The sequence below is a fragment of the Streptomyces glomeratus genome (assembly GCF_021462825.1).
GTDB classification, from domain to species: domain Bacteria; phylum Actinomycetota; class Actinomycetes; order Streptomycetales; family Streptomycetaceae; genus Streptomyces; species Streptomyces glomeratus.
Window position 1 is genome coordinate 81,970 of the sequence record NZ_JAKEEB010000005.1, and the last position, 14,788, is coordinate 96,757.

Here is a 14,788-nt window from a genome sequence, read left to right on the forward strand (position 1 = left end):
GCCCGCGTACGACGCGCGTGACAAGCAGACACAACACCGTGCCTTGGGAAGAAAAGGGCACGTCAGGGCGTTTTTGCCTGATACAGGGAGGCGGCATGACAGAGACGGCGAGCGGTCCGGCACGAGGTTCCCGAGCGAAGGGCGCCAAGGCCACCAAGGGGCTGCGTGTCGAGCGCATCCACACGACCCCCGGCGTGCACCCGTACGACGAGGTCGAGTGGGCGCGCCGTGACGTCGTCATGACCAACTGGCGCGACGGCTCGGTCAACTTCGAGCAGCGTGGCGTCGAGTTCCCCGAGTTCTGGTCGGTGAACGCGGTCAACATCGTCACCAGCAAGTACTTCCGAGGTGCCGTCGGCACCCCGCAGCGCGAGACCAGCCTCAAGCAGCTGATCGACCGCATCGTGAAGACCTACCGGAAGGCCGGTGAGGACTACAAGTACTTCGCCTCGCCCGCCGACGCGGAGATCTTCGAGCACGAACTGGCGTACGCCCTCCTGCACCAGATCTTCAGCTTCAACAGCCCCGTCTGGTTCAACGTCGGAACCCCGCAGCCCCAGCAGGTCTCGGCCTGCTTCATCCTGTCCGTCGACGACTCCATGGAGTCGATCCTCGACTGGTACAAGGAAGAGGGCATGATCTTCAAGGGCGGCTCCGGTGCCGGCCTGAACCTCTCCCGGATCCGCTCCTCCAAGGAACTGCTGTCCTCCGGCGGCAACGCCTCCGGCCCGGTGTCCTTCATGCGCGGCGCCGACGCCTCCGCCGGAACGATCAAGTCCGGTGGTGCCACCCGTCGTGCCGCCAAGATGGTCATCCTGGATGTCGACCACCCGGACGTCGAGGACTTCATCGAGACCAAGGTCAAGGAGGAGGAGAAGATCCGCGCCCTCCGTGACGCGGGCTTCGACATGGACCTCGGTGGCGACGACATCACCTCCGTCCAGTACCAGAACGCCAACAACTCGGTCCGCGTCAACGACACCTTCATGAAGGCCGTCGAGAGCGGCGGGAAGTTCGGCCTGCGCGCCCGGATGACCGGTGAGGTCATCGAGGAGGTCGACGCCAAGGCGCTCTTCCGCAAGATGGCCGAGGCCGCCTGGGCCTGCGCCGACCCCGGCATCCAGTACGACGACACGATCAACCACTGGCACACGTGCCCGGAGTCCGGCCGCATCAACGGCTCGAACCCGTGCAGCGAGTACATGCACCTGGACAACACGTCCTGCAACCTCGCCTCGCTGAACCTGATGAAGTTCCTGAAGGACGACGGCAAGGGCAACCAGTCCTTCGACGTCGAGCGCTTCGCCAAGGTCGTCGAACTGGTCATCAGCGCGATGGACATCTCGATCTGCTTCGCGGACTTCCCGACCCAGAAGATCGGCGAGAACACCCGCGCCTTCCGCCAGCTCGGCATCGGCTACGCCAACCTCGGCGCCCTCCTGATGGCGACCGGTCACGCGTACGACTCCGACGGCGGCCGCGCCCTGGCCGGCGCCATCACCTCCCTGATGACCGGCACGGCGTACAAGCGCTCCGCCGAACTCGCTGCGGTCGTCGGACCGTACGACGGTTACGCCCGCAACGAGCAGCCGCACCTGCGCGTCATGAAGCAGCACGCCGACGCCAACGCCGCGGCCGTCCGCATGGACGACCTGGACACCCCGGTGTGGGCCGCCGCGACGGAGGCCTGGCAGGACGTCATCCGCCTCGGCGAGAGGAACGGCTTCCGCAACTCCCAGGCGTCCGTCCTCGCGCCGACCGGCACCATCGGTCTCGCGATGTCCTGCGACACCACCGGTGTCGAGCCGGACCTGGCGCTGGTCAAGTTCAAGAAGCTGGTCGGCGGCGGCTCGATGCAGATCGTCAACGGCACCGTGCCGCAGGCGCTGCGCCGCCTCGGCTACCAGGAGGAGCAGATCGAGGCGATCGTCGCCCACATCGCCGAGCACGGCAATGTGATCGACGCGCCGGGCCTCAAGCACGAGCACTACGAGGTCTTCGACTGCGCCATGGGCGAGCGCGCCATCTCCCCGATGGGCCACGTCCGCATGATGGCCGCGATCCAGCCGTGGATCTCCGGTGCCATCTCCAAGACGGTCAACATGCCGGAGTCGGCGACCGTCGAGGAGGTCGAGGAGATCTACTTCGAGGCCTGGAAGATGGGGATCAAGGCGCTCGCGATCTACCGCGACAACTGCAAGGTCGGCCAGCCGCTCTCCGCCAAGAAGAAGGAGACCGCGCCGGAGAAGGCCGAGCAGCGCGCCGTGGAGCCCAAGGTCGAGAAGGTCGTCGAGTACCGCCCGGTCCGCAAGCGTCTCCCGAAGGGCCGTCCCGGCATCACCACCTCCTTCACCGTCGGCGGCGCCGAGGGCTACATGACCGCCAACTCCTACCCGGACGACGGTCTCGGCGAGGTCTTCCTGAAGATGTCCAAGCAGGGCTCGACCCTCGCGGGCATGATGGACGCCTTCTCCATCGCCGTCTCGGTCGGTCTGCAGTACGGCGTGCCGCTGGAGACGTACGTCTCGAAGTTCACCAACATGCGCTTCGAGCCGGCCGGTATGACGGACGACCCGGACGTGCGGATGGCGCAGTCGATCGTGGACTACATCTTCCGCCGCCTGGCCCTGGACTTCCTGCCCTTCGAGACGCGCTCAGCGCTCGGCATCCACTCCGCCGAGGAGCGGCAGCGCCACCTGGAGACCGGCTCGTACGAGCCCACCGAGGACGAGGTGGATGTCGAGGGCCTGGCCCAGTCGGCCCCGCGCACCCAGGAGCTGAAGGCGGTCGCCACTCCGAAGGCCGAGGCCGCGACGGCCAAGCCGGCCCCGAAGCAGGCGCACACCAGCGCCGAGCTGGTGGAGATGCAGCTGGGCATCCAGGCGGACGCCCCGCTGTGCTTCTCCTGCGGCACGAAGATGCAGCGGGCCGGTTCCTGCTACATCTGCGAGGGCTGCGGATCGACGAGCGGCTGCAGCTGAAAACGAGCGGAGTTGCATCGAGTGCATCACTCGGCAGCTCACGCCATGACGAGTAATCCCTGATCGGAGGGGCGTCAGCCTCGCGCTGACGCCCCTCCCCAGTGGCGGCCGGCAAAGCCGTAGCCGCTCCGCCGGCTCGGCATCTGCAGGCACAACGGGCCGTCTCCGCCGACGACTCGAACGCGGCCCGACCGCCGTCGCGCTCAGCGCTGTCAGGCGGCGGCCGGGTCATCGACCGCGTAGGCCGCCACCGGCACGGGCAGGTGACGGACGACGCGACCGCCCTCACCGACGGCGCCGAGACCGCCTGCGAGCTGTCGTGGAGCGGCAGGATGTTCTCGCTTCCGCGGCGACGGTGTTACGGGCGCCGGCCCCGCCTTGTTGACGACGGCCCGTTCGGTCACTGCGCTCATGCCCATGACCTGCCCCTCCGCGTCCACCTCGCATTCCGCGAGGAGGATATGGGTCTCGGGGTCGAAGATCAGGTGGTCGCGCTCGTCCCCGCTCGCCCGGCTGACCGCGACGCCTTCGCGGCCGGCCGAATCCCCGACCTTCTCGACGACCCGCACGCCGGGGATCGTCGCGGCGGCCCGGTAGCGGGCCGCCTCACCTCCGGCGGCATCAGGGACTCGCCGCTCAGGTCACCGAACAGGACGAAGGCGGCGTCGTCTGCGAACCGCATCGAACCCATGAGCTTTCTCCCGCAGCACCCGACCAGGCGAGTCCTCGGGGGCCCAGGTCCCCTCGTGGGGGCCCCAGACGGCTCAGGAGTCGCGCGGCTCGGGGCCCGACGGGGACCCGCCCATGACACGGGTGAAGCCCTCGGGATCCGTGTCGTATCCGTGGATCCCCGAGCGGAACATCCACTCGCCCGATCCGTCGCGGACGAACTCGGCCACCGTGGCCGCCGTCGACCCCAGGACGTGTCCGAAGTCGTCCTCGGCGAGCACGGTGTACCCCTCGCGCAGCCGCAGCGCCGGATTCAGCACGTCGACGAACGTCTTGCGACCGGTGCGCTGCTGGATGACGACGCCGGCCACCACGCGCGCGTACCGGCTGTCGAGCCGGTGGAGCTCGAGCGTCATGACCTCGTCCCAGCCGAAGCCCTTGCCGTCCAGGCTGTCGCGGTTGAGATAGATCGTGCCGTCGGGGGAGCGGCTGTCGAAGTGCACGACGTAGGCGGGAGCCCCATAGGGATCGTCCGCCAGGTAGGTCGCGGCAACGATGTCGAGATCGGTGGGCGACTGACCCTTCGGACTCGGGTCCCACTTCAGTGCCAGCTCGGCCTTGCCGATGCCCTTGTTGAGACCGGTCATCCCTCATCCCTCCCCGTCGGCGCGGCCCTCATGAACTCATCTGCGTCAGGGCCCAGTTGTCCATTGTGCCTCGCTGCGCCGGAGCGCTCGCCCGGGTGTACTGCGCCGGAGCGTGACCGACGCCACGCGATGGGGCCTTACGATGGCGCGGTGCTGGTCAAGTGGACTCGCTGCACCGTGGTGGACCGCCGCGGTTTCGAACGGGGGCAGCGGAAATGGGCGGGTCTTCCGGGGGAGCCGGGCTTCCGGGGGCAGGGCGGGGGCTTCAGCCGGGTGAGGCCCGGTGTGGCGCATGTCTTTGCATTCTGGGAAAGCCGCGCCTTCTACGACTCGTTCATGGCGCGCTCCCACGACCGCCTGGCCGCGTCGCAGTCGGGCACGTTCAAGGACCAGCAGGTCCGGCTCTTCGACTATCGCTTCGACGTGAAGACCGGCTTCGAACCCCGCTTCTCGGACGCCGACCTGGTGCGCGTCGCTCATTGCCGGGTTCACGAGGAGCGGGCGGAGCACTTCGCCTTGATGCAGGAGAAGGTCTGGAACCCGGCCATGGCGGGCTCGCCGGGCATGATCCGCGGACTGTTCGGCGAGGCGCCGGGCCATGAGTTCCTCATCCTGTCCATGTGGCAGTCGGCGGCGGAGCACGGCAAGTACCGCGAGGAGCGCGTGGAGCGCCTGGCGCTGAGGGCTCAGACGGAGGCGGACGTCGCGGCGCTCACCGGCGACATCGTGGAGTTGGAGCCGACCTGGACGGTGTGAGGGCCGCCCGCGCGCGACCCGGGGCGGGCGGGGCCGGGACCGGCACCGCGGACCGACCTGTTCGTCCCCCCGCTGAGTTTGGAATCCGGACCGAGTGCAGCGGAGGCCCCAGTGTGACCTGCGCCGTATGGAGGCTCTTCCGGTGCCCGTTCGGCCGTCACTCGATCTAGGGTTTTGGCATGGCACGACCACGGCGCATCGTCCTTGTCCGACACGGCGAGTCGGTGGGCAATGCCGATGACTCCGTGTACGAACGCGAGCCCGACCACGCGCTTCCGCTGACCGAGAGGGGATGGCGGCAGGCGGAGAAGACGGGCAAACGGCTGCGGGAGCTCTTCGGCAGGGAGCGCGTCAGCGTGTACGTCTCCCCCTACCGCCGCACCCACGAGACGCTCCGCGCCTTTCACCTGGACCCCGACCGCGTCCGCGTCCGCGAGGAACCCCGGCTGCGCGAGCAGGACTGGGGCAACTGGCAGGACCGCGACGACGTACGCCTGCAGAAGACGTACCGGGACGCGTACGGACACTTCTTCTACCGCTTCGCCCAGGGGGAGTCAGGCGCCGACGTCTACGACCGCGTCGGCGGCTTCCTGGAGAGCCTCTTCCGCAGCTTCGAGGCGCCCGATCACCCGCCGAACGTGCTCCTGGTGACGCACGGCCTGGCGATGCGGCTGTTCTGCATGCGCTGGTTCCACTGGACGGTCGCCGAATTCGAGTCGCTCTCCAACCCGGGGAACGGGGAGACGCGCATGCTCCTCCTCGGGGAGGACGGCAGATACACACTCGACCGGCCGTTCGACCGCTGGCGTGATCCTGACCCCTACTGGATCACGGGATAGAGTGGCAGGGAGATGACCGCTGACTCCTCTCCCGACAGGCGTCTGGAACGTGCCCTGGCAGCCCTGCGCGGACTGGCGGTGGGGGACGCGCTGGGCGCACAGTTCTTCCTTCCTGCGAACTATCCCCTGCTCCAGCGCCGCGAGCTGCCGCCCGGCCCCTGGCCATGGACGGACGACACGGAGATGGCCTGCTCCGTGGTCGCCGTAGTGGCCGCGCACCGCCGTGTGGACCAGGATGCGCTGGCACGATCCCTTGCGGAGCACCACGGCGCCGCCCGGCGGCACGAACCGGCGATCGACCGGCTGCTGGAGCGGATCGCCGCTGGCGACGACTGGCGGGAACTGGCCGCCTCGTTGTTCAGGGGCCACGGCTCCTGGGGCAGCGGCGCCGCGGTACGGGCCGCCCCCCTGGGCGCCTGGTACGCGGACGACCCCCAGCAGGCCACCCACCAGGCGGAGATCTCCGCCTATCCGACGCATCAGCACCGCGAGGCCGTGGTCGGAGCGATGGCCGTGGCCGCGGCCGCCGCGCTGGCCGCCGATCCGGCGGGACCGCCGAGCGCCGAGGCGCTCCTGGACGGGGTCGTCGCGCTCGTGCCGAAGAGCGCCGTCGGCATGGGCCTGCGGCGCGCCCGGGACATGCTCGACTACGGCGACGCGGCGACCGTCGCCGCTGTACTGGGCTGTGGGCGGCGCGTGACGGCGCACGACACGGTCCCCTTCGCGCTGTGGTCCGCCGCGCGCGCCCTCGGTGACTACGAGCGCGGCTTCTGGACCACCGCCCAGGCGGGCGGAGACATGGACACGACCTGTGCCATCGTCGGCTCGGTGGTCGCCTCGGCCAAGGGTGGGACACCGCCCGGGGAGTGGTTCGACCGGGTGGAGCCGCTGCCGGGCTGGCTCCGGTGATCGCGTTGACGGCCACACCGCTCGCATAGGCGGCCAAACGGCTCGTGCAGGCGGCCAAACCGCTCGTGCAGGCGGCCGGACCGCTGCCGGGCTCCGCCCGCCTTGCTACGGGATTTAGTGCCGCGGACGGCCGGACGGTCGGACCGCCGGGGCTCCGGCCATCGTTCCGGCGGGTGACATCCGGCCGCCGTCGGCTCCCGCCTCCCGCCCCCGGTGGGCGGAGGCGGGGGCGGACGGGAGCTCTCAGCCCACCGCGGGACCCGGCGCGTGTAGGCCCGCGACGGGACCCGCGGCGTGTCAGCGATGGGACCCGGCGCGCCTCGGCCCGCCGCGGGACCGGCGCGCCTCGGTTCCCGATGGGACCCAGCCCGCCTCAGCCCGCCGCGGGACCCGCCGTGCCGGACAGGGCCTCCAGATCACTCTTGCGTACGCGAATCACCACCGCGGCCGTGACCAGCGCCAGCAGGGCCATCCCGGCAGCCGGCAGGAAGGCCGTCCCGATGCCGTGGGCGAGCACCTCGTGCCCCCAGGGAGCGGGCAGCTGGTGTGTCTTCGCGAACTGCGCCTTCTGCTCGGCCGTGCCACTCGCGAGGAACTTCGGCACCTGCTTCTCCGCCTCGTTCCGGCTGGCCGTGCCGAAGACCGTGGTCAGGATGGACAGCCCGAGCGAGCCGCCCACCTGCTGTGTGGCGTTGAGCAGACCGGAGGCCGCGCCCGCCTCGTGCTGGGCGACCCCCGAGACCGCGGTGAGCGTCAGCGTCACGAAGTTCAGACCCATGCCGAGGCCGAACAGCAGCATAGGGCCGAGCACGCCGGAGACGTAGGAACTGCCGGTGCCGATGAACGTCAGCCAGCCGAGCCCGGTCCCGACGAGGGTCGCCCCGGTCAGCATGAACGGTTTGGGGCCGAGCACCGGCAGGAACCGCTGCGACAGACCCGCGCCGATCACGATCGCCGCCGTCACCGGGAGGAACGCCACACCGGCGGAGATCGGCGAGTATCCCAGTACGTTCTGCACGAACAGCACGATGTAGAAGAACATCCCGAACATCGCCGCGGCCAGGCTCAGCATGATCACGTACGTGCCCGAGCGGTTTCGCTCGGCGAACATCCTCAGCGGGGTGATCGGCTCCTTCGCCCGCGCCTCGACGAGGGCGAACGCCATCAGCAGTACCACCGCCGCACCGAACGAGCCGATCGTGCCGCTGTCCCGCCAGCCGTCCTCGGAGGCACGGATGAAGCCGTACACCAGGGACGCCATGCCCGCCGTAGAGGTGAGCGCGCCCGCGATGTCGAAGCGTCCCGGGTGGCGCTCGGACTCGTTGATGTAAAGCGGGGTGAGCGAGACGATCAGAACGCCGATCGGCACGTTGACGAAGAGGACCCAGCGCCAGTCGAGCCACTCCGTGAGCATGCCGCCGGCCAGCAGACCGATCGCGCCGCCGCCGGCCGAGACCGCGGCGAAGACGCCGAAGGCCCGGTTGCGTTCCGGGCCTTCGGGGAACGTGGTGGTGACCAGCGCCAGCGCGGTGGGCGACGCTATCGCGCCACCCATGCCCTGCAGGGCGCGCGCGGCCAGCAACTGCCAGGGTTCCTGGGCGAATCCGCCGAGCAGCGAGGCGAAGGTGAACAGCAGGATGCCTGTCATGAAGACCCGGCGCCGACCGAGGATGTCCCCGGCCCGGCCGCCGAGAAGCAGCAGGCCACCGAAGGTGAGGGTGTACGCGCTGACCACCCATGTCAGGTCGGTCGTGCTGAACTCGAGCGCGTCTTGAATGTGCGGGAGAGCGATGTTCACAATCGTCGCGTCGAGTACCACCATGAGTTGGCAGGCCGCGATGACGGTGAGCGCGATGCCGGGACGCCCCTCCCGGCGGGCGGCTGTCGGCTTGTCTTCCTGGATCAATGGAGAGGTTGTCACTATGAGTCCCCCACGAGTGCGTTAGTGAACGCTCGCGTTCACTGTCGCGTCAAACGGTAGTGAGTCCCCGTCAGTGAACGCAAGCGTTCACTGACTTCATTGCCGTGCGACGTCTCCCCGCCCCGTCCCCTTCCCCGGAATCCCCGCTTCCCCATGCCCAACGGAGAAACACAGATGGGTACTTCGCCCTGGACGGACGCCTCCGCCCAGCCGGCCTCCCTCCGTCGACGCGGTGCCGTGCTCGAGCGCGCGATCCTCGACGCCGCTCTGGAGCAGCTCAGTACGGTGGGCTGGAACGGCCTCACGATGGAGGGCGTCGCCGCCGGTGCCCAGACCGGCAAGGCCGCGGTCTACCGCCGCTGGTCGTCCAAGGAGGACCTCGTCGCCGACGCGCTCCAGTCCGGACTGCCACGCTTCGACGTGGCGCCGGATCTCGGGAGCGTGCGCGAGGACCTGCTGGAGCTGTGCCGGCAGGCGCGTGAGGCGATGTACTCACGCCCCGGGTTTGCACTTCGCTCGGTTATTCACGAATGCGACAGAGTGCAAGCCGAGCGCTTCCACGGTGTGATCTTCGACGGGGTGGTGGAGCCGACCCTCAAACTGCTCCGCGAGGTCATCGACCGAGGAATCGGGCGAGGAGAGGTGCGCGCCGACGCCATGAACGGATATGTCTTCGACGCGATGCCGGCCATGATGATGTACCGCTCAAAGATGCGCGGAAGCGAATGGACCGAGCGGGATATCGAGGAAATGATCGATCAGCTGATGATTCCGCTGCTACGGCCCGAACGGGACTGATGGGTCCGAAAGCCCTTCCCCCAGGAGCCGTGACCGGCCTGTGGGCGCGGTGGCCGACGCCCGTCCGCGGGCGTGCCGTTGCCCGGGGAAACCTGGGTGTCGCGAGGGGAGCGCGGCAGCGTACGCTAAGGGCGCCATGCCGTACGAACCGCCTACTCACACCGTCGAGCGCTCCCTTCGCGCAACGACCGGAGCGAAGGTCATCGCCGGTGTCGACGAGGTGGGGCGCGGCGCCTGGGCCGGTCCCGTCACCGTCTGCGCCGCGGTAACGGGCCTGCGCCGACCGCCCGAGGGTCTCACCGACTCCAAGCTGCTCACCGTCAAGCGGCGCACCGTGCTCGCCCGGGAGTTGGAGCGGTGGGTGACGGCCTACGCCCTCGGTCATGCCTCCCCCGAGGAGATCGACGAGCTCGGGATGACCGCCGCGCTCCGGCTCGCGGCGGTACGTGCCCTCGAGGCGTTGCCCACCCGGCCCGACGCGGTCATCCTCGACGGGAAGCACGACTATCTGGGGGCTCCCTGGAGGGTGCGGACGGTGATCAAGGGCGACCGGTCCTGCGTGGCCGTCGCCGCGGCCTCGGTGATCGCCAAGGTCCACCGGGACAAAATGATGGCCGAACTGGGCATCAACCATGCAGACTTCGCTTTTGCGGCCAACGCCGGGTACCCCTCGCCGGTGCACAAGGCCGCACTGGAGGAGCGGGGTCCCACCCCGTACCACCGCTTGTCGTGGGCGTATCTTGATGCGCTGCCCCAGTGGCGGCACCTCAAGAAGGTCCGCAGCTGGGCGGACGGAGACGTTCCGGAGATCGAAGGCCAGCTCGGCTTCGACTTCTGACCCGTTCCGATCGCACTCATGTGCCACCCGCCGACGCGAGTGGCACCGGCGTTTGATAAAAATCAGCTCATGCCTCTCATTCCCGAGGAGCCTCAGATTCACGAGAGTGCCCAGGGTCCCCGCGTCACGCCGGCCGCCGGCCGCACCGCGCCGACCCCCCGTCCCGTACCCGGCCCCCGCCCCGCGGCCCCCGCGCGTCCCGGCCGTCCGGGGGCAGTCCGGCCGATGCCGGCCCAGCGCACCACGCGCGAGCCTGTCGCATCCAAGCCCGGGCCGCCCGCTCCCGCAGCGACTCCGCAGATCCAGTTGATCCCGGCCTCGGCCGAGGGTGCGCTGGACGCTGCAGAGGAAGCCGTCGACCTGCTGCTGGAGTCCGGTCGTGCCCCCGGCGACGTGCTGGTGATCACCACCGGCGAGTCGCACCCATGGGCCGCGCACGAGCTGTCGTTCGGTGAAGCCTCGTACTGGGCGCAGCACGACGCCCGCGACGACGTCTTCTACGCCGACGCCTCGATCGCGTCCCGCGCCGCCGCCCGCCCGGTGGTCGTCACCGCCGTCAACGGTGGCTCCGACGCGGCTGTCGCCGCAGCGCTTCCGCTGGCGCTCGGCCGGGCCGGTGCCCTGCTGATCGTCTGCGGCGACCCGAAGCAGATCAACTCGGTGCTCGGCGCAGGCGTCTGAGCGGGCCGGACCCCGTCCGTTCCGCTCGGGCGCCGTCCGTCCCGCACCGGGAGCCGGGCTGCCGCCCGGTCCGGGGGAGACGGCTGGTGGGTTGCCGCGTCGGCGGTGACTGTACGGCGGTCGCTTCGTCATGCGTGGAGCCGGGGCGCGGCAGCGTGCGGCCCTACTGGAACACCTGGAAACGGTGGCGTACGACCCTGGCGGGCAGCTATGCGGGGGACCGTGCGCCCGCGGCACCCGGGGCGCCCACGGTGGCCAGGCCTGGTTGTCCGCCCGGCGCCCGTGTGCCGAGGGGCGGGGCGGGGTGGGGCTTCCCACGGCAGGCGATGGCTACAGGCGCTGGGGGGCCTTCGCGTTCCGGCCGAGGCAGGACGGTGAGTTGCTGCTGAGGCGGCGGTGACCTTCGGCGGGTCTGAGTCTGCGCCCGGGGTGTCTGCGTCTGCTTTTGTGCTTGGCGTCGCGTCGCACTTCCGCGGGTCGCGACGTCCGCGCTCGTTTGGTTGGCCGATCCAGCTCCCGACCCCGATCCTGATACCGATCCCGATCGCGGCTGGCGCTTACGGCAGTCCGGTGCTTACGGCGGCTCGCGCCCCCGGGATGCCTCAGCGGGCGGCGGCCCGGCGCAGCGCCTCCGAGGTGACGCCGCCGGTGCGCGGCAGCGGGGGTGCCCCGCCCATCAGGCCGAACGCCTCCGGCGGTGAATCCGCGTTGGGGCGACGTCCGCCGCGACCCTCGCCGAGGACCTGCCAGCCGTCATGCGTCAGCGTGATGTACGCGCCGCAGCGCAGCCCGTGCAACGTGCAGGCGTCGCGCAGACCCCACATCCACGCCCCGTCTTCCTCCGTCCAACGCCCGTCGCCCTCGCGGCAGTAGATCAGTACGGCCGTCCGCACCGGCGTACGGCGGCGCAGGTCGTGCGGGATGACCCTGCGCAGCTGGGCGAGCAGTGCGTTGCGGAACACCCAGCCGTCCGCGGGTGCCGGACGCCGGGTGAACGAGGCGCTCGCCCGCGGCCGTTCGTCCGAGTCCAGTACGGCCACCACGGCCATGGATGGCCGTGGCCGGTGGAGGGCGTGCAGTTCGCTGACGACTTCCCGGGGGTTGCGCAGTAGTGGAATGCCGGCGGCGGCCCACTCCGCGGGCTCCAGCATCCGCGCCACGGGATTGGCGGAAGCGGCGGACGATTCGGCGGAGGCCGACAAGGATGCCGCCGAGGACGGAGCGAATCCGAAGGTCACGATCCTCCCTTCGGCTACGCGCCCACACTGCGGGCGAGGTCGGACTAGGGGGCACACACCGCAGCAGAGCCCTTTCGGATCACGGACGAGCCGTGCGGGGAGCGGAACCCCAATTCTTCCCGTCGAACTGGAATGCGGCAACGAGCAATTGGAGCCACCGGCTGGTTTATGGCGATGTGTGGCCTATATCCCCGCCGGAGATCCGCCCAGTGTGTTCCCGGAGCAAGGACGGGTCACGCCTGCACGGCGAGGACCAGCGGCAACACCCCCTCCGCTCCGGCCCGTCGCAGCATGCGTGCCGCCACTGCCAAGGTCCAGCCCGTCTCCGTCATGTCGTCCACGAGCAGCACCGGACCGCCTGCCGCCCGGAGCGCCGCGGCCAGGGCGGGGGGTACGGTCAGCGCCCCGTCGAGCGCCTTCAGTCGCTGCGCGCTGTTGCTGCGAGGCAGCCGCGGTACATCGACTGCGTACGTGACGGAGCCCAGCAGCGGCAGCCGCCCTCTCTCCGCTATGTGCGCCCCGAGGGAATGGATCAGGCGCGGGCGCGTGCGCGAGGCCATGGTGACGACTCCGACGGGGCGCGGCTGTGCGTCGGGCCCTCCGGAGGCCCAGCCACCGGGCCCCTTTGCCCAGTCGGCCAGTACGCCGACCACGGCCTGTGCCACATCGTCCGGCACGGGACCGTCCGGGCTCTGGGGCGCCAGCATCGGCCGCAGCCGATTGCCCCAGCCGATGTCCGACAGTCGCCCCAGGGCCCGCCCCGGCGCCGCCTGCTCGCCGGCCGGGATTCGGCCCTTCAGCTCGACGCCGACCGCCGGAAGACCCGTCGGCCACATCTTGCGGGGCTCGACCTCGACGCCCGCACGGCCGAGCTCCCCGCGCGCCGCGTCCAGGGCGGCAGAGGAGACGGAGTCGGAAAACCGTGGTCCGGCACAGGTGTCGCAGCGTCCGCAGGGCCTGGCGCCCTCGTCGTCCAGTTGCCGGCGCAGGAACTCCATGCGGCAGCCGGTCGTCGTGACGTAGTCGCGCATCGCCTGCTGTTCGGTTTCCCGCTGTTTGGCGACCCAGGCGTAGCGCTCGGTGTCGTACGTCCAGGGGACACCCGTCGCCACCCAGCCGCCCTGGACACGGTGCACCGCACCGTCCACGTCGAGCACCTTGAGCATCGTCTCCAGCCGGGACCGGCGCAGGTCGACGAGTGGCTCGAGGGCGGGCAGTGACAGCGGCCGCTCCGCTCCTGCCAGGACGTCCAGAGTGCGCCGCACCTGCTCCTCGGGAGGAAACGCGACCGAAGCGAAGTATTCCCAGATCGCCTGGTCCTCCCGGCCCGGCAGAAGCAGGACCTCGGCGTGCTCCACACCACGGCCGGCGCGCCCGACCTGCTGGTAGTACGCGATCGGGGACGAGGGCGAGCCCAGGTGCACCACGAAGCCGAGGTCCGGCTTGTCGAAGCCCATTCCGAGGGCGGATGTGGCGACCAGCGCCTTGACCCGGTTGGCCAGCAGGTCCTCCTCGGCCTGCCGGCGGTCGGCGTTCTCCGTCTTCCCGGTGTACGACGCCACCGTGTACCCGCACTGCCGCAGGAACGCCGCGACCTCCTCGGCCGCCGCCACCGTGAGCGTGTAGATGATCCCGGAGCCCGGCAGCTCCCCTAGGTGATCGGCGAGCCAGCCCATGCGGTGGGCGGCGTCCGGGAGCCGGAGCACGCTGAGGCTCAGGCTTTCCCGGTCCAGCGGTCCGCGCAGGACCAGGGCGTCCGTACCGGCCCCGGTGCCGAGCTGCTCGGCCACGTCGGCCGTCACCCGCGCGTTGGCCGTCGCCGTGGTCGCCAGCACCGGGACGCCCTGCGGGAGGTCCGCGAGCATCGTGCGCAGCCGGCGGTAGTCGGGCCGGAAGTCGTGGCCCCAGTCGGAGATGCAATGGGCTTCGTCCACCACCAGCAGGCCGGTCGCGGCTGCCAGCCGGGGAAGGACCCGGTCGCGGAAGTCGGGGTTGTTGAGCCGTTCCGGACTGACCAGCAGGACGTCCACCGCGCCCGCGGCGACTTCCGTCTGGATCGTGTCCCACTCCTCCGTGTTGGACGAGTTGATGGTCCGTGCGTGGATACCGGCCCGGGCGGCCGCCTCGACCTGGTTGCGCATGAGAGCGAGCAGCGGCGAGACGATCACCGTCGGCCCCGAGCCGCGCTCGCGCAGCAGCGCCGTCGCGACGAAGTACACGGCGGACTTGCCCCAGCCGGTGCGCTGCACGACGAGGGCTCTGCGTCCGTCCGCCACGAGGGCCTCGACGGCCCGCCACTGGTCCTCGCGCAACCGGGCCCCGCCCGTCGGTGCGCCGACGAGCCGGGCGAGCACGGCGTCCGCGGCGGCGCGCAGACCGCCGTCGTCCGGGGTGGGGGCGCTGGGGTCGGCGGCGCGCAGGTCGTCCCCTCCTGCCGGGGTGGATTCGTGCGTCGTGGGGTGCGGGCGTTGGTCGGTCATGGGGTCCATGCAACCCGATCGGCAGGACATC

General features: G+C 70.4%; 12 protein-coding genes. 7 read left to right on the top strand and 5 right to left on the bottom strand.

The genetic code is table 11. The features are described from left to right. Window positions 1-95: 95 nt before the first annotated feature. Window positions 96-2,981 carry a vitamin B12-dependent ribonucleotide reductase gene (locus LZ604_RS07870; RefSeq protein WP_234513624.1) on the top strand — a complete coding sequence of 962 codons (2,886 nt, stop codon included), beginning with the start codon at window positions 96-98 and terminating at the stop codon, window positions 2,979-2,981. Window positions 2,982-3,193: 212 nt separating this feature from the next. On the opposite strand, the gene LZ604_RS07875 is transcribed toward LZ604_RS07870, so the two are convergent. Beyond that, window positions 3,194-3,550: a hypothetical protein gene (locus LZ604_RS07875; RefSeq protein WP_234513625.1), complete on the bottom strand. Its 357-nt coding sequence runs from the start codon at window positions 3,548-3,550 to the stop codon at window positions 3,194-3,196. 195 nt (window positions 3,551-3,745) lie between these two features. Beyond that, a complete protein-coding gene (locus LZ604_RS07880; RefSeq protein WP_234513626.1) occupies window positions 3,746-4,297 on the bottom strand; it encodes a TerD family protein in 552 nt (183 codons plus the stop codon). A 150-nt stretch (window positions 4,298-4,447) separates the two neighbouring features. On the opposite strand from LZ604_RS07880, the gene LZ604_RS07885 reads away from it, so the two are divergent. The 3 genes from LZ604_RS07885 (at window position 4,448) to LZ604_RS07895 (ending at window position 6,801) form a co-directional block, all read left to right on the top strand. Beyond that, window positions 4,448-5,053, top strand: a complete 606-nt coding sequence (locus LZ604_RS07885; RefSeq protein WP_234513627.1) for a YdbC family protein — start codon at window positions 4,448-4,450, stop codon at window positions 5,051-5,053. A 179-nt stretch (window positions 5,054-5,232) separates the two neighbouring features. Continuing rightward, complete coding sequence (locus LZ604_RS07890) at window positions 5,233-5,892, top strand: histidine phosphatase family protein (protein WP_234513628.1); 660 nt, start codon at window positions 5,233-5,235, stop codon at window positions 5,890-5,892. Window positions 5,893-5,904: 12 nt separating this feature from the next. Beyond that, window positions 5,905-6,801 (top strand): ADP-ribosylglycohydrolase family protein, encoded by an 897-nt coding sequence (locus LZ604_RS07895; RefSeq protein WP_234513629.1) that lies wholly within the window; start codon window positions 5,905-5,907, stop codon window positions 6,799-6,801. A 373-nt stretch (window positions 6,802-7,174) separates the two neighbouring features. Here the strand turns inward: LZ604_RS07895 and LZ604_RS07900 are convergent, their stop codons facing one another. Next, the gene (locus LZ604_RS07900; RefSeq protein ID WP_234513630.1) at window positions 7,175-8,722 is read right to left on the bottom strand and encodes an MFS transporter; all 1,548 of its coding nucleotides are present in this window, start codon (window positions 8,720-8,722) and stop codon (window positions 7,175-7,177) included. A gap of 174 nt (window positions 8,723-8,896) precedes the next feature. Here LZ604_RS07900 and LZ604_RS07905 point away from each other — a divergent pair, with 174 nt between their 5' ends. The 3 genes from LZ604_RS07905 to LZ604_RS07915 all read left to right on the top strand — a co-directional run bounded on the left by LZ604_RS07905 (window position 8,897) and on the right by LZ604_RS07915 (window position 11,039). Next, window positions 8,897-9,520 (top strand): TetR/AcrR family transcriptional regulator, encoded by a 624-nt coding sequence (locus tag LZ604_RS07905; RefSeq protein WP_234513631.1) that lies wholly within the window; start codon window positions 8,897-8,899, stop codon window positions 9,518-9,520. Window positions 9,521-9,656: 136 nt separating this feature from the next. Next, complete coding sequence (rnhB, locus tag LZ604_RS07910) at window positions 9,657-10,358, top strand: ribonuclease HII (protein ID WP_234513632.1); 702 nt, start codon at window positions 9,657-9,659, stop codon at window positions 10,356-10,358. 69 nt (window positions 10,359-10,427) lie between these two features. After that, a complete protein-coding gene (locus LZ604_RS07915) occupies window positions 10,428-11,039 on the top strand; it encodes a hypothetical protein (RefSeq protein WP_234513634.1) in 612 nt (203 codons plus the stop codon). 602 nt (window positions 11,040-11,641) lie between these two features. Here the strand turns inward: LZ604_RS07915 and LZ604_RS07920 are convergent. Together LZ604_RS07920 and LZ604_RS07925 are read right to left on the bottom strand one after the other, a co-directional pair. After that, complete coding sequence (locus LZ604_RS07920) at window positions 11,642-12,277, bottom strand: hypothetical protein (protein ID WP_234513636.1); 636 nt, start codon at window positions 12,275-12,277, stop codon at window positions 11,642-11,644. A 233-nt stretch (window positions 12,278-12,510) separates the two neighbouring features. Next, a complete protein-coding gene (locus LZ604_RS07925; RefSeq protein WP_234513637.1) occupies window positions 12,511-14,757 on the bottom strand; it encodes a RecQ family ATP-dependent DNA helicase in 2,247 nt (748 codons plus the stop codon). Window positions 14,758-14,788: the final 31 nt, after the last annotated feature.

Coding starts and splice junctions, on each gene's coding strand:
- LZ604_RS07870 (WP_234513624.1), top strand. CDS start 96: ATGACAGAGACGGCGAGCGGTCCGGCACGAGGTTCCCGAGCGAAGGGC.
- LZ604_RS07880 (WP_234513626.1), bottom strand. CDS start 4,297: ATGACCGGTCTCAACAAGGGCATCGGCAAGGCCGAGCTGGCACTGAAG.
- LZ604_RS07890 (WP_234513628.1), top strand. CDS start 5,233: ATGGCACGACCACGGCGCATCGTCCTTGTCCGACACGGCGAGTCGGTG.
- LZ604_RS07895 (WP_234513629.1), top strand. CDS start 5,905: ATGACCGCTGACTCCTCTCCCGACAGGCGTCTGGAACGTGCCCTGGCA.
- LZ604_RS07905 (WP_234513631.1), top strand. CDS start 8,897: ATGGGTACTTCGCCCTGGACGGACGCCTCCGCCCAGCCGGCCTCCCTC.
- rnhB (WP_234513632.1), top strand. CDS start 9,657: ATGCCGTACGAACCGCCTACTCACACCGTCGAGCGCTCCCTTCGCGCA.
- LZ604_RS07915 (WP_234513634.1), top strand. CDS start 10,428: ATGCCTCTCATTCCCGAGGAGCCTCAGATTCACGAGAGTGCCCAGGGT.
- LZ604_RS07925 (WP_234513637.1), bottom strand. CDS start 14,757: ATGACCGACCAACGCCCGCACCCCACGACGCACGAATCCACCCCGGCA.